At 73.4% G+C, this 20,096-nt stretch carries 12 protein-coding genes; 1 reads left to right on the forward strand and 11 read right to left on the reverse strand.

What is annotated here, in order from left to right; all coding sequences use genetic code 11:
- Positions 1 to 43 precede the first annotated feature (43 nt).
- A complete protein-coding gene (locus tag ACFY3N_RS16555; protein WP_390817384.1) occupies positions 44 to 6,346 on the reverse strand; it encodes a DNRLRE domain-containing protein in 6,303 nt (2,100 codons plus the stop codon).
- A 317-nt stretch (positions 6,347 to 6,663) separates the two neighbouring features.
- Here ACFY3N_RS16555 and ACFY3N_RS16560 point away from each other — a divergent pair, with 317 nt between their 5' ends.
- Positions 6,664 to 8,961: an N-acetylmuramoyl-L-alanine amidase gene (locus ACFY3N_RS16560; RefSeq protein WP_390817385.1), complete on the forward strand. Its 2,298-nt coding sequence runs from the start codon at positions 6,664 to 6,666 to the stop codon at positions 8,959 to 8,961.
- A gap of 283 nt (positions 8,962 to 9,244) precedes the next feature.
- Here ACFY3N_RS16560 and ACFY3N_RS16565 read toward each other — a convergent pair whose 3' ends face one another.
- The 10 genes from ACFY3N_RS16565 to ACFY3N_RS16610 all read right to left on the reverse strand — a co-directional run bounded on the left by ACFY3N_RS16565 (position 9,245) and on the right by ACFY3N_RS16610 (position 20,018).
- On the reverse strand, positions 9,245 to 10,150 hold the full coding sequence (locus ACFY3N_RS16565) for a class I SAM-dependent methyltransferase (protein ID WP_390817386.1): 906 nt from the start codon (positions 10,148 to 10,150) through the stop codon (positions 9,245 to 9,247).
- An 80-nt stretch (positions 10,151 to 10,230) separates the two neighbouring features.
- A complete protein-coding gene (locus ACFY3N_RS16570; RefSeq protein ID WP_390817387.1) occupies positions 10,231 to 11,343 on the reverse strand; it encodes an NAD(P)-dependent alcohol dehydrogenase in 1,113 nt (370 codons plus the stop codon).
- Positions 11,340 to 12,743 (reverse strand): aldehyde dehydrogenase family protein, encoded by a 1,404-nt coding sequence (locus ACFY3N_RS16575; protein ID WP_390817388.1) that lies wholly within the window; start codon positions 12,741 to 12,743, stop codon positions 11,340 to 11,342. Before ACFY3N_RS16575 ends, ACFY3N_RS16570 begins: the two co-directional genes overlap by 4 nt.
- Positions 12,744 to 12,751: 8 nt before the next feature.
- Positions 12,752 to 13,507: a (5-formylfuran-3-yl)methyl phosphate synthase gene (locus ACFY3N_RS16580; RefSeq protein WP_390817521.1), complete on the reverse strand. Its 756-nt coding sequence runs from the start codon at positions 13,505 to 13,507 to the stop codon at positions 12,752 to 12,754.
- Between the two features lie 793 nt (positions 13,508 to 14,300).
- Positions 14,301 to 15,329: an NAD(P)/FAD-dependent oxidoreductase gene (locus ACFY3N_RS16585; RefSeq protein WP_390817389.1), complete on the reverse strand. Its 1,029-nt coding sequence runs from the start codon at positions 15,327 to 15,329 to the stop codon at positions 14,301 to 14,303.
- 10 nt (positions 15,330 to 15,339) lie between these two features.
- Positions 15,340 to 15,858, reverse strand: coding sequence for an isoprenylcysteine carboxyl methyltransferase family protein (locus tag ACFY3N_RS16590; RefSeq protein WP_390817390.1), 519 nt, complete (start codon positions 15,856 to 15,858; stop codon positions 15,340 to 15,342).
- Positions 15,855 to 16,943, reverse strand: a complete 1,089-nt coding sequence (locus tag ACFY3N_RS16595) for a type III polyketide synthase (protein ID WP_390817391.1) — start codon at positions 16,941 to 16,943, stop codon at positions 15,855 to 15,857. The genes ACFY3N_RS16590 and ACFY3N_RS16595 overlap by 4 nt, the downstream gene beginning before the upstream one ends.
- Positions 16,940 to 18,121 (reverse strand): NAD(P)/FAD-dependent oxidoreductase, encoded by a 1,182-nt coding sequence (locus tag ACFY3N_RS16600; RefSeq protein ID WP_390817392.1) that lies wholly within the window; start codon positions 18,119 to 18,121, stop codon positions 16,940 to 16,942. The genes ACFY3N_RS16595 and ACFY3N_RS16600 overlap by 4 nt, the downstream gene beginning before the upstream one ends.
- Complete coding sequence (locus ACFY3N_RS16605) at positions 18,121 to 18,957, reverse strand: UbiA family prenyltransferase (protein WP_390817393.1); 837 nt, start codon at positions 18,955 to 18,957, stop codon at positions 18,121 to 18,123. The genes ACFY3N_RS16600 and ACFY3N_RS16605 overlap by 1 nt, the downstream gene beginning before the upstream one ends.
- On the reverse strand, positions 18,954 to 20,018 hold the full coding sequence (locus tag ACFY3N_RS16610) for an NAD-dependent epimerase/dehydratase family protein (RefSeq protein ID WP_390817394.1): 1,065 nt from the start codon (positions 20,016 to 20,018) through the stop codon (positions 18,954 to 18,956). Before ACFY3N_RS16610 ends, ACFY3N_RS16605 begins: the two co-directional genes overlap by 4 nt.
- Positions 20,019 to 20,096 lie beyond the last annotated feature (78 nt).

The following is a 20,096-nucleotide window of genomic DNA, read 5'->3' on the forward strand; positions in this document are numbered from 1 at the left end:
GTGACCGGTCCCGCACCCTCCGGCGGCGCAAGGGACCAGGCGGTCAGCGCATGGCCAGCTTTCCGTTCTTCAGCGCCTTCTTGCAGCGCTTGCAGGCGGCCTTCTGTGCTCCCCAGCGCGTCCACGCGGTGATCTGGGAGCCGATGCTGCGGCCCACCTTGTTGTTGGCGTAGTCGACCTGGGAGTCACGCCGCTTCTTCTTGTCCTTCGTGTTCTTGTGCTTCGCCTCGTGGGCGTTGCCGAAGGCCTTGGCGATGGTCCAGCCGAAGTCCCACACCAACATGGCCTGCCAGATGCAGTGCCGGTAGGCATTCTGCTTGTTGGAGTTCTTGTAGGCCTTCTTCGCCTCCCGCAGGGCCCAGTAGCTGTCGTCGGCCACGCCCCAGCAGGCCCACCAGTACTTGGCGCAGGCCTTCCCCTCGTGCCAGATGTCGTTGATGCTGAAGTTGCCGCTGACGTCCTTGCAGCCGACGGGGTCGCCGGAGCAGTAGTCGTAGGCGTTGGCGTTTCCGCCCGCGACCGGGTCCACCGAGGTGAACCGGCCCGTCGCCGGGTCGTAGAGACGGGAGCCCATCAGGGTGAGGCCGGACAGGGTCTCCCCGGAGCGCTGATCGCGCCCGAGCCAGCCGTAGCGGGCGGGCGTCTGTCCTGCGCGCTGTCGGCCGTACTCGTCCGTGTCCAGGGCCACGGGCGCCTTGGAGGCGTCCAGCGGGAGCTGGAGCACCACGTCACCGTGGACGGAGGTGAGCTGCAGGACGACGTCACCGGTCTTGCCGGTGGTCGCCGCGAGCCCGCCGCCGAGCGAGTCCACGTTCCGGGTCAGCGCCCCGGTGGCGGTGTCCTCGACGATCCAGCGCGGGCTGTCGGAGTCGCCGTCGTAGTGGTTGGTCCTGGACGCGGTCTGCGTCCAGGTGGAACCGCTGCCCGTCTCCACGGTCCACGACCTGAAGCGCTGGGCGGCGTCGAGCTGCCATGTCTGGCGCTTCCCCTTCGCGGTCTCCCGGTACACGAGGTCGTTGGCGTAGTACTCGATGCCCGTGCCGTCGGGGCGCGCCGTGTTGCGGCCGAGCCCGTCGTAGACGTAGCCGGAGTCGACGAGGCGGTCCGCGGTGTCGTAGGTGCTGGTCTGCGTAGTCCCTCCCGTGGCCGGGCAGTCGGCGCCGGGGACGGCGGAGGCCGTCGTCAGCGACGTCCGGTTGGTCCGCCCGTCGAAGCCGTAGGACCGCCGGGTGCAGACGGTCTCCGAGGTGTCCTCCACCGTGGAGAGCCGTCCGACCGCGTCGTACCGGAACGTCTGGTCGGACCAGCCGGTGCGGGTCGTGGCCTGGCTGTGGACGGACTTCGTGACCGTGTCGGAGTGGATGAGCACGCCGTCGCTGTCCCGGGTGTACACCCGCTGGGTCTGGGACCCGGAGGGGTCCTCGACCGTACGGAGGGTGTAGCCGCCGGGCAGCTTCTCGGTGTCGACCGAGCCGTCGGCGCTGTAGGTGGCGGTGAAGGCGCCCGCGACCGAGTCGACGACCTTGGTCGCCAGGCCGCGCGGTTCGGCACTGTGGTCGTAGGTGAACGTGCGGGTGCTGGGGACGTTGTCGGTGATCTTGACCGGGCGGCCCAGCGCGTCGTAGGCGACGCCGGTGGTGCCGCCGTCCGCGTCGGTGTACGAGATCTGGCGGCCCAGCTTGTCGTACGCCTTGGTGACGGTGCCGCCGGTCGGGGAGACCGTCTTGTAGGGGCGTCCGGTGGCGGGGTCGTACTCGGTCGTCACGTCGGGGACCGCCTGGCCCCCGGTGCCCGTCGTCCTGACCGTCGTCGGCCGGCCAGCCGCGTCACCGGTGGTGGTGACGGTACGGGTGGTGCCGTTCGCCGCTTCGGTCACCTTCGCGGCGTTGCCCCACCAGTCGTACTCGGTCGTCGTGGTGGGGAGCTGCGCCGGGTTGCCGCCGCCTCCGGTGACGGCACCGCCCGGACCCGTGGAGCACACCATGTCGGCCCACTCCGGACGGCCGGCGCAGGCGCCGCTTCCGGTCGCGGACCAGTAGGAGGTCACCGTGGTCGCCGCGTCGGTGCCGGTGCCGCCGGGGGCGATGTTCTTGACCTCGCGGCCCTGGGAGTCGTACTGGGTGGTCGTGGTGATCGCCAGACCGCCCGGGTCCTGGATCTCCTTGACCGGCAGGCCCTTGGCCCAGTCGTAGACCGTCTCGGAGACGCGCGTCTCGGCGTGCACCGACGGGTGCTCCCGTACCTGCGCGCCCGTCGTGCTCTTCGTGACCTGGTCGGAGATGGTCGCGGAGCCGTCGGTCGGACGGTCCGCGTCGTACTCGACGACGGTCCACGCGCGGGCGATGACGGAGGTGCCCGCCGCCACCAGCGTGCTCGTACCGCTCTTCAGGTCCTGGGTGAGGGTGATCCGGTGCAACGGGCCGAAGCCCTCGAGCTCGCGCGTTCCGGTGCTGTTGTAGACGGACCGCGTCGACAGCAGTGCGGCACGCTCGGCGGTCGGGAGTGATCCGATGCCGAGGTCCGCGTGGACGGTCGCGGCCTCGGGGGACAGGCCGAGGGCGATGGCACGGTTGCCCGCGGACAGTTCACGGACGGTGTTGCCGAACCGGTCGTACTCGGTCGTGCTGATGTGGCCACCGGGCTGGGCCGTGTTCACCTCCCGGGCGGACGCGCTCAGGTAGTGGACCGTGGCCCGGCCGTAGTCGCCCGCGGCGAGGGTGTCGCCGGAGTGCGAGGCGGGGACCGCATCGGGCGGGAACACGGCCGTGGCGTCGGTGGGCAGATCGTTCTGCCCCCACGCCTTCACGTCCGCGGCGCCCATCTTGTGCGGCGCTCGGGTACCGGTGAGCGGGACGGCGTAGACGACGCTGGTGACGGCGTCGGCCTCCACCACGTCCGCGGTGCCCTGCTTCAGGGTCGCGCGCGACGCCTTGAGCAGCATGCCGGGCCCGGCCGACGGGCCGGTTCCCGCCGTCCCGTAGGTGAGGTTCCAGGGCAGTTCGTTCGGCGGGGTGACGCGGGTGATCCTTCCGCCCGCGTCGTACGCGTAGACGGTCTTCAGGGACGGCGAGATCTGCGGATTCCAGACCTGGGTCAGCTGCCCCGTCGCGTTGTAGAGGTACTTCTGCACGGACTTCGGGGTGGCGGCCGTCGCACCGGCCTCCGTGGACCACAGCCGGATCTCCTGGACGCGGCCGGCGAAGTCGCCGTCCGTCTGGGAGGTGGCCGTCGTGGTGGTGGCGTAGACGAACTCCAGCACCCGGCATCCCCTGGTGCTGGGATCGGCGTTGCACGCCGTCGCCGTGGCGGCCGACGTCGGCGCGATGAGCCGCTTGGGCCGGGCCAGCGTCTCGTCACCGACGGTGACGGTCTCGGAGGCGACCGTGGTGGTCGAGTTGGCGAGACCGTCGAGCAGCGTGCTGGAGACCTGCCACGTGGTCGCCGCCGTCTCGGGCCTGGTGAACTGGGTGATCGTGCCGTCCGCCGCGGAGAGGGTGAAACTGCCGGTCACTGTGCCCGTAAGGGTCAGGTGCTCCGCGCCGGGCTCGGCTATCCAGCCCGTCTTCGCGGCGTTGGCGGTGAAGTGGATCTCGCTGTCGTCCGCGGTGACGACGACCACGGCCGTGTCCGAGATCTTGCGGACGTGGCTGTAGTCCGACTCGGTGATCTCGGTGAGGACGCCGGAGGCCCACTCCTCACCGAAGATCGGTGCCTGACCCTCCTGAGCGCCCGACCGCGGGTTGCGTGACGCGGCGGTGCGGCCGACCGTCAGGCCGAAGTACGAGGCGTCCGTCTGCGACAGGACCAGTTCGCCCGTGAGCAGGTTCAGCGAGCCGGGGCCGACCGTGGTCGTGGCGGCGCCGTCGCCGTCCCGGTCCACGATGACGACGAGCGGCTGGGTGCTGCCGGTGGCCGAGCCGGGCCCGGTGAAGTCGGCCTTGATCTCGACGGAGCCGTCGGGGTCGACCGTGGTGGTTGCGTTCCAGACGAGCGGGGCGTTCCGGCCGCTGTTCAGCGGCACCGGCCAGGCGGTCAGCGGGGTGCCGTCGGAGGTGACGTCGGCGGCCGGGACGCGCACCCAGGGGTCCGCCTCGGAACGGCGCCAGGAGAAGGAGACCTTGTCGTACTTGGTCGTGTCGCCCTCGGCCACCAGGGTGAGCCGCCGCGCGGTGCGCTCGTCCTCGGCGGGCTGGACGAAGCCGCCCGGGCCGACGTGGAAGGTGTAGTCGATCTCGGGAGACCTGTTGTCCGCCTTGTCGACCGCGCGTACTTCGAGACTGTGCGTCCCGTCGGAATCCGGGGTCACCGGGATGGGCACACCGCTCGTCGACCCGCCGGTGGCGACCTTGGTCCAGGTCACGCCGTCCAGGGACCACTCGAGCCAGTTGTGGTCGGTGCCGCTCGGGGTGACGGTGAAGGTGCCCTTCTGCCCGGATCCCCTGACCCACTGGTCCGTCGGATAGTCCGTGGAGGTGATCTTCGTCGGGGCCGGGGGCGCGGTGGTGTCGACGCGGAAGGTCTTCCAGGCCGACCAGCCGTCGTTGTAGTGCGTGCCGTCGTACGGCGAGGTGCGGAACTTGTACGTCCTGCCGTTGGCCAGCACGCCGGCCGGGACGGTCACCGGGGCGACCTGCCCGGAGGGAACGTACTTCGACACGATGACGTCGCCGACCTGGGTGTTGGTGGCGTTGTCGAAGATCTGGAAGGTGCCGTTGACCTTGTCGCCGTTGGCGTCGACGAAGGTGTCGCGCAGCGTGGGAGTGGTGGTGTTGACCACGTACTCACCGCCGTAGGAGAAGTACGGCGGGCCGGCCTCCTGCTTGGTGCCGGTGCGCGGCCGGTAGTTGTAGTTCACCACCAGCTTCGGCGGATTGGAGGCGGCGTTGGCGGAGTTGACCCGCTTCCACTGCGCCACCACGCCCTCGTCGCTCGCGCGGATGCCCATGTGGCCGCGGGTGGCCTTGGCCGAAGCCCACTCCTGCACCAGCGTGGTCACGTCGGCGTTGATCCAGCCGTCGGGCTGGGCGGTGCACGAGGTGTTGCCGCGGGTCTCGGTGGAGGTGGCCTTCTTCGCCGTCATGGTGGGACGGTTGGCCCACCGGCTGGAGGTGGAGGCGGCGCCGGAGGACCACACCTCCCACGGGTACGCCTTGCAGTCGATGTTGTTGCCGGAGTGGAAGTTCCACAGGCTCAGCTCGGCGTCCAGCACGAGGGCGTCCTGGACCGGTGTGGTGTTCCAGGAGATGAAGGACTGCGCCGTGCGAGGGGTGCCGTCGGCGTTCGTGGTGCCCGGGTTGCCGAAGTCCAGTTCGACGTCGGTGGACCAGTCGACGGTGGTGCCCTGCTGGACGTAGGTGTCGAAGACGTTGCCCAGTGAGGAGGTCGAGGGGTCCACCGTCACCGGGTACTTCGTCTCCGGGTCGGCGAGGAACTCCGCGTCCGGAGTGATCACCAGGTCGACGGAGGAGCCCTTCTGCACCACCTTCATGTCGACCTCGGCCTGGTGGGTGTGTTCACCGGACCGTTTGTCGACAGTGGAGTCCCACATCACCGGCGCGGGCATCACCGCCTGCTTCGTGCCCTTCTTGTCGGTGAACTGGACACTGCCGTCGGCGAGCTGTCTGGCCTTCAGCCCCTTGGCCTTCAGCGGCAGCGTGTAGGTGTAGCCGTCCGTGGCGGGGCGCTTCTTGATCTCGACGAACTGCTCGAAGCCGGTCCGGGTGGCCTCGACGACGACGTCCGCGTCGGGAACGGCCTCGGGGTAGACGGCCCGGGTGCCGTCGAGTTCGGGCTCGGGCAGCCCGCCCTTCCACTGGAGGGTGATCTGCCGGTCGCCCTCGCCGAGGGTGACCAGGTCGACGGCCTCGGCCTCGCGAGCGGCCTTCAGGGAGGCCGCCGGTTTCCCGGTCCGGCCCGCCAGCCGCAGGTCGCGGGGGTGTGCCTCGGGCGCGACCGAGCCGTCCGTGTCCTGCCGCAGGTCGAGGTCGACCTTGCGCCATTCGCCGGTGTCCCCGTCCTCGAAGCGGATCGGTCCGGCGGTCAGTTCGGTGGTGAGTGAACCGTCCTTGTTCACCCAGGTGGTGGAGGTCTCGGTGCGCTCGGACAGGGCCTCGACGCGCTTGCCGGACAGACGGGCGGCCACGCGTGCGGACGGGATGTCCGCCGCTTGTGTGACCGCCGGCCCGTCCGCCGCCGTGCGGGGGTTCTCCGGTGCCGCCGCCGCTGTCGAGACGCCGCTGACCAGACTCAGGGCCAGCACCAGGGAGAGGCTTCCCGCGATGTGCCGCAGGCTCCCCCCGGCCCACGGCCGCCCGCGCTCGTGGGGCGCGGGTATGTGAACTGTCATGCTTCCTCGGTCTGTTGAGTTCATCCGCATCACATCTGTGATGCCTTCGTGAAGCTATAGGGAGGAGAAAGCCGAGGTAATCGCGACAGAAACCCGCAAGTGGAACCGGCTTCCCCGAAAGGTTGCAGTGATCTTGATCACTTGGGAGGGGTCGGTGCCCGTGCCGCGCGTGACCGGTTTTCGATCTTCGTTTTCCGGTGTGCCGACGCGTCGTACAACCTTCACCCGGTCGTGAGGGTCTCCTGCGTGCCGCCGGTCCGGGCGGCGGGCTTCCCGCTCCGTTCCTCCCCTCACGCAGAAGGACTTCACGAACTGACATGCGCACACCACGGCATTTCTGGAAGGCGTCCGCCGTCGTCGCGGCCGGCCTGTCCGGGGCACTCGTCCTGCAGGCCATGACGGGGCAGGACAGCGGCGGCTCCCACGTCGGCGGCGGGCCGGGACCCGTCGCCGGCAAGGCGGAGACCACCGCCCTGCGGGTCTCCGGGGACGGCACCTCCGCCTCCCTGGGCAAGCGGGACACCGCGTCGTTCAGCATGCTCGGCGTGACCTGGTCCGACCCGTCCGCCCGCGTCGGCGGCACGGTCGAGGTCCGCACCCGGGCCGCCGGCACGCAGAACTGGTCGCGGTGGCTGACGCTGGACGGCGACAGCGGCCAGGGGGAGAACGGCGCCGCGCGCGGCGGCACCGAACCGGCGTGGGTGGGTCCGTCCGACGGCGTCGAAGTGCGGGTCGACGGAAAGGATTCGGCCAGACTGCCGAAGGGCCTGCGCCTGGACATGGTCGACCCCGGCAGCGGCGAGGTCACCGCGCTGGAACCGGCGGCGTACGTGGCCGAAGGGGCCGAGGAGAGCGAGGAGCCCACCCCCTCGGCCACCGAACCGGAGACCGGCACTGAGCCGCAGCCGGACGCCACCGCCCCGGAGACCCCCGCCTCCGAGACGCCGCCCGAGCCGTCTCCCTCCGAGCCCCCGACACCGGAGCCCTCGGTGACCGAGCCGTCGGCCCCCGTCACGCCGTCCGCCCCGGACACCTCCTCGCCCACCGCCTCCCCCAGCCCTTCGGTGAGCGTCCCGTCCGCACCGCCGTCCACCGCGCCGCGCCCGCCGATCACCTCCCGCGCCGACTGGGGTGCGGACGAGTCGATCAGCCCGGAGGAGCCGGGCTACCTGCCCGGCGAGAAGGTCAAGGCGGTCGTGGTGCACCACACCGCCGAGTCCAACGACTACACCTGCGACCAGGGCCCGGCCGTGGTGCGCGGCATCTACGCCTACCACGTGAAGCAACTGGGCTGGAAAGACCTGGGGTACAACTTCCTGGTCGACAAGTGCGGCACGGTCTACGAGGGCCGCAAGGGCGGAGTCGACCGGCCGGTGATGGGCGCCCACGCCTACGGCTTCAACAGCGAGACCACCGGCATATCCGTGCTGGGCACCTACACCTCCACCGCGCCCTCCACGGCCGCCATGACCTCCGTCGCCCGGATCGCCGCGTGGAAGCTCGGCCAGTACGGCGTCGACCCCACCGGCACCGCCACCCTCACCGCGGGCGACAGCGGCCGCAACTACTTCGGGAAGACCTGGGCCAAGGGCGACCGGCTGACCCTGCCCGCGATCCACGGCCACCGCGACGGCTACAACACCCAGTGCCCCGGTGACGCCTTCTACGACAACCTCGCCACCGTCCGCACCTGGGCGGGCGGACCGGTCTCCGGCCTCGCCCTGAAGTCCGTCACCGGCGCCGCCACCTCCGGCACGACCACCTACACCAAGGCCGGCATCACGGTGAACTGGTCGGCCGCCACCCCGGCCGCGCTCATCTCGAAGTACGAACTCCTGGTGGACGGCAAGGCCATGGCCACCGCCGCCGGCACCGCCACCTCCGCCAAGGCCACCCTGACCGCCGGCACCCACCAGGTGGCCGTCCGCGTCGTCCACCAGTCGGGCAGGACCACCACCACGGCGGCCGCGACCGTCGTCGCCGAGAGCACCGCCCCCACCTTCACCACCAAGCCGAACCTGGCCCTGCGCACCGGCACCGTCGACACCACCGCCGTTCCGCTGACGCTGAAGTGGAAGGCCACCGACGGCGCCGCGCTGAAGGAGGTCCGGCTCACCGCCCCGACCGCCAGGACCTACGGACCCACGGTCACCAGCGCCCACCACACCGCCAAGTCCGGCGCCGCCACCACCTGGTCGCTGAAGGCCTACGACCGGGCCGGCAACACCGCCACCGCCTCGGTCGCCGGCACCCCGGTCATCCTCCAGGAGAGCTCCGCCACCAAGTCCGGGACGTGGACGACCAAGTCCTCCGCCGGCTACCTCGGCGGCAAGTCCTACACCAGCTCCTCCAAGAACGCCTCGCTGAGCTGGACCTTCACCGGCCGGTCCGTCGCCTGGACCGTCTCCCGCGCTGCCACCTCCGGCCAGGCCCACATCTACGTGGACGGCACCAGGGCCGCCACCGTGGACCTGAAGTCGTCCACCACCAAGTACCGCGACGCGATCTGGACCAAGACCTGGAGCGGCAGCGCCAAGCACACGATCAAGATCGTCGTCGTCGGCACCAGCGGCCGTCCGGCCGTCACCACCGACGGCATCGTCTACCTCAAGTAACGGCCCTCCGCCCCCGGCGGACCACAACGGTCCCGGGCCCGTCCGCGCACACGCGGACGGGCCCGGGACCGTTGGAAAGCACGGCGGACGCAATCTCCGTCACCACACCGACGCCTTCCGCGGCCGGCATCTCGGCCAGGGTCTGTCCGCGACCGGCTCACCGCCCGCACCGTCGACGACGTCGAAACACCGGCACCGCTCGCCCTCGTCCGGAGGAGCGCGCACACTCCCGGCGCCGCTGGACGCCGGGGGTGTGCGGACGTCGCCGTGAGCGTTGCGGAGGTCATGGCCGGGGCTTGTGCGCGAACACCCATCGGTTCCCCTCCAGCGCGTCGTTCGGCTCGGGGAGGGGGCCGCGTCCGTACCGGCGGGTGAAGTCGAAGGGGGTGTGCACCGAGGTGGACCAGCCCTTGGCCGTCAGGTCGCCCGCGGAGTCGGGGCGCGGTCCCTTGTCGAAGAGGCGGAGCAGGTCGATGCCGATCTGTTCTCGCGTCGCCGTGTAGATCGCGCTGTCGCGGTACTCCAGCAGGTCCTTCTCCAGCTTGGCCTCGAAGGCCAGTGCGCTGCCTTCGGCGGCCAGCCGGTCCACCGTGTCGACGAGGTACGCCTCGACGGGGCCCGGCAGGTAGAAGAGCAGTCCCTCGGCCAGCCAGACGCTCGGCGCGGCCGGGTCGAAGCCGGCGCCGGTCAGCGCGGTGACCCAGTCGGCGCGCAGGTCCACCGGGACGGGGACGCGCTTCGCCCTCGGGGTGGCCGGCAGGCCCGTGAGCACCTGGTGCTTGAACGCCAGCACGCCCGCCCGGTCGATCTCGAAGACCACGCAGCCGGACGGCCAGTCCAGCCGGAAGGCGCGGGTGTCCAGGCCCGCGCCCAGCAGGACCACTTGACGGGCGCGCGTACGGACCGACCGGAGGAGGAAGTCGTCGAGGACCCTGGTCCGCAGGCCGAAATAGCGGGCGAACCGTCCCCACAGCGGGTTGCCGTCCCCGTCCGGGACCTGCCGGATGCGCACCGGCCAGTCCGCGCACGCCGGGGCGGCGCGCACGAAGTGCTCCGCGTAGGCGTCCTGGGCCAGGCTGTCGTGGCGGTGGGTCTCGATCGCCCGTGCCGCGGCGACCAGGAGGGCGGTCAGACCCACGCCTCCGTCCACGCCTTCCACGTCCGTGTGCTGCGGCGCCGTACCGGCCATGCTTCCTCCGTTGGCGGGAGTGGGGACTGCGAGGTGCCTGCTCGTCGGACGGGGGGAGTCCGCGGTGCCGGGGACCCCGTTCATCGGCTTCCTCCCGCCGGGAGCAGGACGGGTTTGACCACGCGGCCCGCCTCGCAGTCGCGTTCGGCCTCGTTGATGTCGGCCAGCGGGTAGGTGCGGATCAGCTGGTCGAAGGGGAAGCGTCCGGCCTGCCACAACCCGGTCAGCCGCGGTATCAGCAGCCCGGGCACGGCGTCCCCTTCGCAGATGTGGCGGATGCTGCGGCCTCGGTCCAGCGTGCCCGGTTCGAGCGGCAGCGCGGTGTGGAGCCGTGCCACCAGGCCGAGGCTGCCGGTGGGACGCAGCGCCCGGAGCGCGTCGTTGACGAGCGGGCACGAGGCCGTGGTGTCCAGCGCGTACTGCGCGCCGCCGTCGGTCACCCGCCGGATCCGCTCGGACAGTCCGGCCGCTGCGGCGGGCAGCGGGATCGCGCCGAACCGTTCGGCCAGGGCCAGCCGCCCGGGATGCCGGTCGACGGCCACGGTCAGCGCGCCGGCGGCGGTGGCCGCCATCACCGCGGCCAGGCCCACCGCTCCCGCGCCGAAGACCGCGAGGGTGTCACCCGGGCCGGCGCCGAAGGTGTTCAGCACGGCTCCGGCGCCGGTGAGGAAGCCGCAGCCGAGCGGCCCGAGCAGTTCGACGGGCAGCCCGGGGTCGACCCGGACCGCGTTGCGGGCCGGGACGAGCGCGTACTCGGCGAACGAGGACTGGCCGAACCACCGGGGGGCCAGCGCTCCTCCGGCCGCGTCGGTGAGCCGCGGCGCGTCCTCCCCACGTCCTCCGAAGAGGTTCAGTGAGGCGAAGGAGTCGCAGTGGGCGGGGGCCGCGCCGCGGCAGTTCCGGCAGTGCCCGCAGGAGTCGAAGCTCAGCACGACGTGGTCACCGACGCCGATCGTGGTGTCCGGGCCGCCGCCCGTCCGCACCACGACCCCGGCCCCCTCGTGGCCGAGCACCGCCGGCAGCGGGCTGCGGCCCGCCGATCGCCGGACCGCGAGATCGGTCCGGCACATCCCGCAGCCCGCTATCTCGACCAGGATCTCCCCGACGGCGGGTTCCGTGCGCAGGGTGATCTCCTCGACCGTGAACGGGTCCTCGTACGAGCGCAGCACGGCCGCCTGAAACCTCACCGTCATGCCTCCTGCGGGCGGTGGACGACGAACGGCCGGAGGTTGCCGTAGAGCCCCCACGGTCCGCCCGCGACGCCGACACCGCTGTTCTTGGTACCCGCGAAGGGCTGGGCGAGGGAGAGTTCGGCATGGTGGTTGATCCAGGCCGTGCCGCATTCGAGCCGGCCGGCCACCGCCTCGGCCCGGTCGAGATCGGTGCCCCACACGGAGCCGCCCAGTCCGAAGCCGGTGCCGTTGGCCGCCTCGACGGCTTCGTCGAGGCTCCGGTACGGCAGCACCGGCAGGACCGGTCCGAACTGTTCCCCGGTCACCACCGGGCTGTGGGGCGGGACGTCGGTGAGGATCGTGGGGGCGAAGAAGTAGCCCGGCCCGTCCAGCCGCCGGCCGCCGGCCGCCGCCCGGGCGCCGTCCGCCAGGGCCCGCTTCGTGACCTGCTCGACGCGGGCCAGCTGGAGGGCGTTGTTGACCGGGCCCAGCCGGGTGCCCGGGTCGAGGCCGGCCCCGACGGCGACGGTCTTCGCGCGCCGGGCGAGGGCTTCGACGACCTCGGCGTGGAGCCGGGCCGGGGCGTAGACCCGCTTGACGGCCATGCAGACCTGCCCGCAGTTGCGGAACGCCGCCCAGAACAGCCGGTCCGCGATCCGGTCCACCTCGACGTCGTCCAGCAGGACGGCGGCGTCGTTGCCGCCCAGTTCCAGGGTGACCCGGGCGAGCGAGGCCCCCGCAGCTTCGGCGACGGCCCGCCCGGTGGGCACCGAACCGGTGAAGGTGACGTGGCGGATGCCCGGGTGGGAGGCGAGGCGGGCACCGAGGGGTTCGCGGCCGGTGACGACGGTCAGTACCCCCTCGGGCAGGACGGCGGCGAGGAGGGAGCCGAGCAGCCGGGTGGCGAGGGGGGTGAACGGGGAGGGTTTGAGGACCATGGTGTTGCCCGCCGCGAGCGCGGGCGCGAACTTCGCCGCCGCGAGCTGGAGCGGAAAGTTCCACGGCACGATCGCGGCGACGGGCCCGAGGGGGCGCCAGCGGATCTCGCTGCGCACGGGCCGGCCGTCGGTGATCCGCCGGGTGCTGGGGGCCAGATCCGCGAAGTAGCGCAGGCGGGCCGCCGTACGGGCGATCTCCGCGTACGACTCGGCCAGGGGCTTGCCCTGTTCCCGGGTGAGCAACCGGGCGAGGTCGCCGCCGGCCGTCTCCACGGCGTCGGCCGCCGCGCGCAGCGCGGTGGTGCGGGCGGCGGGGTCGGCGCGCCAGCCGTGCCAGGCCCGGTGGGCCCGGTCGACCACGGCGTCCAGCTCGTCCGGCTGCTGGTCGGGGGCCTCGTCGAAGGTCTCCCCGGTGGCCGGGTCGACGACGGCGAAACGCGCGGCCCGGTGTCCGGGGACGCGGGCGGGTCCAGGGGACGGCATGCCGGTGGTCAGTTCGCGGCGGGGACGCCGGCCGCGTGCTCCCGGGCCTGCCGGTCCATCTCCGCCCGGAAAGCGGCCACCAGATGCGGCCGGATCCTCCCGGCAGCGCGGTCGCCGCCCTCGCAGACCGCTCCGCGCACGCCCACGATGTCCGTGCCGATGCGGGTCAGCGGACCGAGGTCGGCCTGTTTGACACTGCCCGCGAGGGCGGCGAGCAGACCGGACGCGTGGGCCGACCGGACGAACTCGCCGCAGGCGTCCGGCGGAACGTGGTCGAACAGCCGCGTCCCGTCCTTGACGGCGGTGTCGAGCATGGCCGCGTCGGCGCCGGAGCGGGCGGCGATGCCGGGCACGGCGAGCGGGTTGACGCAGCCGATCCGGTGGGCGTCGGCGTAGCCCGAGGCGACGACGAGCGCTTCGGGGCGCTGGTCCTTCACCGCCCGGACGACCGCGCGCATGACCTCGATGCCCTGATCGGGCGTCGTGCATCCGTAGAGGCCGACCTTGATGTACGTGGCGCCGGAGACGACCGCGCCGAGCGCAGCCTGGGCCACCGTGCCGGGCTTGTAGGGGACGTCTCCCACGGTGGCGGACACCGGTTTGTCCATCGGGACCGCGTCGCGGACCGCTCTGATGACCCAGGGGAAGTTGGCGCCGAGCGAGCCCTCGTCGGGCTTCTTGACGTCGACGATGTCGAGGTGCTCCGCCGCCTTCGCGCAGTCGAGGGCCTCCTCGACGCTGTCCGGGGAGATGAGAAGCAACACCACGGGCTCCTTCCGCCGCATGTCCGCCTGACCGAGGACAGGGGTGCGGATCACCTGGTTCATGTGCGGTGTCCTCATCATTTCCGTCACGCATCGGCACCGGTAGAGCGTGCGGAGACCGAACGGGGTGTTGCCCACGCGCGCCGTGCGCGCCGGTTCGAACCAGCTCCCGCCCGGCCCGCGGGTTTCGGGAGCGGTTCCTCCGGCGCGGCCAGGACACGCGGGAGACGCAAGGACGGGAGATCGCCGCTCCTGGCGGCCCCCGGTGACAGGGCAGGGCCGCGCCGCCGGCGAGGAGGCGTGGAACGCGACGCCGGCCGGACGGCGACGGCGTGACGGCCGTACGACCGCCCGGCCGGACACGGGCTTTGCCGCCCCGCGCGGGGCGAGCCCGGTGATCGTCGAGGACCTGCGGGTGGGTGTCCGGGCGGTGCGGCGGTGGCGGCAGGTGTGGGGAAGGGATTCCCGCCGGCCCCGAGAGCGTGATCCGTCCGCCCACCGTCGCAGCCGGACTCCATGGCGGGAGCAGCCGTTCGGCCGCGGCCGCGGCGACGCCGACGCGACGAGGATCCCTGACGCGTGCTTTCCCGACGCCCGGGTTTCGCTCCGTCGGCCGTCCATGGAACTCTGCGGCGCTCCGCCGTCGTCCCGCCACGACGAACGCATCGGTTCCGCGGGAGCCCGCAGCCGGGGCCCGGGAAACCGGCCGGTGGCCGGCCGGCACGGGACCGGCCTCACTCCTGTGCCCTCTTTCTCCGCTCGCACACGGCGCACGTGCCCGGAGCCCGCCGGATCACGTCCCCGCCGGACGCGCCAGCGCGTCGACGGCCGCGGAGAACAACCACGGCAGCCGCTGCGCCGCGGGCACCAGCGCCGCGCGGACCGGGGGCACCCTCGTCGCGCCGAGCAGCGCCCGGGTCAGCCGGCGGTAGCGCCGGGTGAGCCGCCGCCACTCCCGCTCGTACGCCGCCGGGTCGTCGTCGACGACCGCCCGCACCGCCGCCGAGGCCTGCGCGAGCGCCAGCGCGACGCCCTCGCCGGTCAGCGCGTCGACGTAACCGGCCGCATCACCGACCAGCAGCACCCGGCCGGCGGTGCGCGCGCTCGTGTCCTGGCGGAGCGGCCCCGCCCCGCGCACCGGTCCGGCGGGCCCGGCTCCGGCCAGCCGCTCCCGCAACTCGGGAAAGGCGGCGAGGTGGTCGTCGTACGGTCCGCGGCCGGAGGTGAGCACCGCGACGCCCACGAGGTCGTCGCCCACCGGGGTCACGTAGGCCTCCGCGGCACGGGCCCAGTGCACCTCGACGCGGTCGCTCCAGGGGGCGAGCACGTAGTGGCGCCGCAGCCCGTGCCGCCGGTGGGCCCGGCGCGGCCGGTGCAGCCCCAGGGACCGGCGGATCGGCGAGTGCAGGCCGTCCGCGGCGACGAGGTGGCGGGCACGGGTGCCGTCGACCACCACACCGTCCTCGTCCTGCTCGACCCGGCGCACGGTGCGCTGCTCGACCCGTACGCCCGCGGCCAGCACCACCTCTCGCAGCGCCGCGTGCAGAACGGTGCGACGTACCCCGCGGCCCGGCCCCGCCCGGAAGTCGGCGTCGACCCGGCGCCGCCCGGAGACGTACCCGATGCCCCGCAGGTCGCGTCCCGGCGGGTGCACACCGAGCGCCGCCAGGGCGGCGACGGCACCCGGCATCAGACCCTCGCCGCACGCCTTGTCGACGGTACCCGCGCGCTGCTCCCAGACGGCGACCTCGAGCCCGGCCCGAGCCGCGTGCAATGCCGTGGCGAGACCCGCCGGCCCCCCACCGGCGACGAGAAGATCCATGCGCGCCTCCTCAGGCCAGCCGTGCCAGGGCGGTGTCCTCGGCGCGGACGCGGGTGGCGAGCAGGAACCCGTTCAGCACGGTGAAGACGACCGCCGTGGCCCAGGCCGAGTGCACCAGCGGGAGCGCGAGCCCTTCGACGACGACGGCGACGTAGTTCGGGTGCGGGATCCTGCGGTAGGGGCCGCCGGTCACGCGCGCGGCACCGGGCACGACGATCACCCGGGTGTTCCACTGCCGGCCCAGGGTGGCGATGCACCACCAGCGCAGCGCCTGCGAGGCCGCGACGAGGGCGAGCATGACCCAGGCGAGGAGCGGTACGGTCTCCGGCCGCCGCACCCACACCTCCACGAGCGCGCCGGCGAGCAGGCCCGTGTGCAGCACCACCATGAACGGGTAGTGGCCCCGCCCGGACTCCACGCCGCCCCGCGCGATGCTCCAGGCGGCGTTGCGGCGGGACACGACCAGTTCGGCGACCCGTTCCAGGCCGACGGCCAGGACCAGGACGGTGAACAGGACCTCGCCGTTCACCGCCCACCCCCCGGGGCGCGCAGGAGCACGAGTTCGGAGCAGAAGCCGGGGCCCAGGGCGAGCATGAGCCCGTGGGAGCCGGGCCGCGGAGGGCGGTCGGCGAGCGTGTCCGCCAGGACGTGCAGCACCGAGGAGGAGGACAGGTTGCCGATCCGGCGCAGTGAGTCCCAGGTCACCCCCAGGGCGTCACGCTCGATCCCGAGCACTTCCTGCAGTGCCTCCAGGACCTTGGGACCGCCGGGGTGCGCGACGTACCAGCCGACGTCGTCGTCGGTGAGGGCGTGGTCGGCGAGAAAGCCGCGGACGTCGTCGCCGACGTACCGGCGCACCAGGTCGGGGACCGAGGCGTCGAGCACGATCCTGAACCCGCCGGAACCGACGTCCCAGCCCATCATGCGTTCCGAGTCGGGGTAGAGGCGACTGCGCGAGGCGAGGACCTCGGGGCGGGCGGGGTCCTCGGACCGTGCGAGCGGATGCTCGGGACCGACCGCGACCACCGCCGCGGCGCCGTCCCCGAACAGGCCGCTCGCCACGAGATTGGCGACCGAGGTGTCCTCGCGCTGGAACGTGAGCGAGCACAGCTCGACCGACATCAGCACCGCGACCCCGTCCGGGCAGCCGCGCAGCAGGTCGTGCAGGCGTGCGATGCCGGCCGCGCCGGCGACACAGCCGAGGCCGACCAGGGGCATGCGCACCACGTCGGGGCGCAGCCCGATCTCCGCCGCGATGCGGGCCTCGAGCGAGGGGACGGCCAGACCGGTCACCGTGCACGACACGATGAAGTCGACGTCGGCCGGGGTGAGGCCGACGTCCTTGAGCGCGTTGACGACCGCACGACCGCCCAGTTCGACGCCCATCCGGATGAAGACGTCGTTCGACCGGCCGAAGTCCCCGAGGCGGGCGTACTCCTCCAGCGCCAGGACGGTGTGCCGGGCCTCGACGCACGTGTTGCGGTGGAACCGCTCGACGACGCCGCGGTCCACCGCGCCCTCGGCCAGCGTGTCGGCGAAGGCCTCGGTGATCTCCTCCTGCCGGTGGCGGTGCTCGGGCAGGACACCGCGGACACTGAGGACGCGCATGGTCATGCTGGCTCCTGAGGTCGGCCGGTCGGACGGACGGGGGTGAGGAACGCCCGGCCGAGGCCGAGCGCGACGGCGGGGGTGAGCAGGCCCCGGGCGAGACCGAGTTCGACGATGTCGTCGAAGACGCGCCGGTCGGCGGCCGAGGCCCGCAGCCCGGCCTCGACGACACCAGTGGTGCGGGCGAGCCGGGCGGCCAGAGCGGTGTGGCGCAGGTGGGGCAGCAGGATCCGGCGGGTGGCGCGGGCGTACCGCTCTCCCGCCCGCTCCGGCCGTCCCTCACGCAGGGCCGCGGCGGCGGCGCGGCCGGCCGCGATGCCGGTGGCCACGGCGTAGTGGATGCCCTCCCCGGTCAAGGGGTTCACCAGGCGGGCGGCGTCGCCCGCGAGCAGTACGCGGCCGGCCGGAGGGCGCCAGCGCGCCGTCGAGAGCGGCAGGAGGTGCCCGGCCCAGTGCCGTCCCTCCTCGGCCGCACCGGGCAGGAGCACTTCCAGTCGCTCCAGCAACTGGGCGCGGGTCGGCGCCGGCCGGTCCCCGCGCAGGACCTCGCCGTACCCGACGTTCGCGTGGCCGTCACCGCGGTCGAAGGACCAGGCGTACGACGGCTGGTGGCGGGTGCCGAACTCGATGACCTGTACGCCTCGCCGCCCGGGTGCGACCGGGGCGTAGCCGCGCAGTGCCAGGGCCACCGGACCGCGAGAGCGGCCGAGCGCGCGTCGGACGACCGAGTGCGCGCCGTCGGCGCCGATCACGACCGCGGCGGAGACCTCCCCGTCGAGGATCACCCCATCGGTGTGCTGCCGCAGGTCGCGGACCCGGTGCCGCAGGAGCCGCGCGCCCGCGGCGACGGCGGCGTCGACCAGCCGGGCATCGAGGATCCGGCGCGGCACCACCCACGCCGGGCGGGCCGTTGGCCGCTCGACGACCAGGCCGCCCCGGCCGAGGCGCAGGCGCTCGACCGGGACCCGGTCGTCGACGAGACCGGTGACGCGGACCTCGGCGAGCAGGTCGAGGACGTGCGGGGCCACCCCGTCGCCGCAGGCCTTGTCCCGCGGGAAGTCCGCCCGGTCCAGGAGGGCGACGCGCAGGCTCGCGTCGGCGCGCAGCGCGCCCAGGGCGGCGGCGGCGCCGGCCGGTCCGGCGCCGACCACCGCGAGGTCCCAGCGGGTGGCTGCGGGCGCCATCAGCCGGCCGCCACGAGCAGCACGACATCGAGCAGGGCGACGGCCACCGCGGCCCGGAAGGGAGCCCGGCCGCGGGCGGCCGACGTGAGCACCACGAGGACCGCCACCGGGACGAGAGCCGCCGACGCCCACGCCGCAGGGGGCCCGGCGGGGCCGAGCACGGCCAGCAGCGAGGCGGCGGACAGCAGCAGGGCGGCCAGGACGCGCGAAGGGCGCCCGCCGATCCGGTGCGGCAGGCCGCGGACGCCGGTGCGTTCGTCGTCGGCGAGGTCGGGCAGCGCGTTGAGCAGGTGTGCCCCGACACCGAGCGCGGCTCCGGCGCCGGTCGTCCACAGCGGCGCCCAGGCCGGGACGGGGCCGGCGAGGGTGACGACCGAGGGCAGCGTCCCGAAGGCGCTGGCGTACGGCACCCACGACCACCAGGTCGCCTTGAGCCCCAGGTTGTAGGCGTGGCCCGCGCCGGCGCCGAGGACGACGTTGACCAGCGCGCCGCGCCAGCCGGCGAGCGCGGACAGCACGACGCAGGCGAGTCCGGCCGCGGCCAGGGCGCGCACCACCCGGCCGACCGGGAGGGCTCCGGTGACCAACGGCTTGTCGGTCCGGCCGACGGCGCGGTCGCGGGGGAGGTCCCACAGGTCGTTGCCCCAGCCGACCGTGAGCTGGCCGGCGAGTACCGCCGCGGTGACGACGGCGGCATCGAGCGGGTCCAGGTCGCTGCGGAGCGCGAGCAGGCCGGCGACGGCGGCGACCGCCAGGGCCGGCCCGCCGTGGGCGGCGGCGAGCAGCGCGAGCACGGGCGGCGGTCCGGGGCGCGTCGGTGCCGTGCCGGTGGTCACGGGCGCCGCCGCACGGCGACCGGCCCGCGGCGGACCGCGTCGCCGAGCGCTCCGAGGACGGTGCGCGGGCGCAGCACGGGCGTCCGGCCCGACGCGGCCTCCCGCATGCCCTCGATCACCTCGGCGAGCACCTGCGGGCCGTCCTCGGCCGGGGCCCAGCCGAGCTCCGTGCGCGCACGGGTCGTGTCCGGCGTCGGGAGCGCGAAGCCCATGTCCAGCCACCCGGTGTCGACCGGCTGCAGGCGAGCGTGCCAGGCGGCCGACATGACGGCGCGGACCACGGTGGAGGGCACGTGCACCAGCCTGGCGCCGAGCGCGTCCGCGATGACCGCCGCGGTCACGGGCGTGTCGGCGGCGAGGTTGAACGGCCCTCCCGCCCGCCGGCGCAGCACCGTGACGACCGCCTCGGCGACGTCGTCGGTGTGGACCATCGGGATGGTCAGCCTCCGGTCCATCGGCAGGACCGGCAGCAGGTCGAGCGCCTTGGGGGGCAGGAGGGCGGGCACGCCGTACCGCAGGAGAGCACTGCCGGCGGCGCGCTGCCCGACGATTCCCGGCCGGAGACGGGTGACGAGCGTGCCGGCGCCGGAGGCCTCGTACCGGTCGAGGAGGCGTTCGGCCGCCGATTTGTGCCGGCTGTACAGCGAACTGCGCACACCTCCGGTGGGCCAGGACTCGTCGACCGGACGGTCGTCCTTCTTCGGTGAGTAGGCGCCGACCGAGGACATGTGCACCAGGTGCGGGACACCGGTGTCGGCGACGGCCCGGAGCACGCGGCGGGTGCCGCCGACACCGAGTTCGGTGAGGTAGGCGGGATCGTGGGACGGCTGGAAACCCCATGCCAGGTGGACGACCGCGTCCGCGCCGGTGAACGCCTCGACGAGGGTGCGGTGGCAGGCGTCGACGCTGAGGTCTGCCGAGCGCAGGTCGACACCATGGCTGTCAGGGCCCTCGGGCAGCCGCCGGGCCAAGCCGACAAGGTCGTGCCCGCCCTCGGCACGCAGGCGCCGCACGACGACAGAACCGATGTTTCCGGTGACCCCGGTGACCACGATGCGCATGCAGCATGGGTTGCCCTGTCGTCCTCCCGCTCACACGAGGCACTCCGGCATCCGGCGGACACCGGCGTCACCCGGCCG

Source organism: Streptomyces sp. NPDC000348 (genome assembly GCF_042898795.1).
GTDB lineage: Bacteria > Actinomycetota > Actinomycetes > Streptomycetales > Streptomycetaceae > Streptomyces.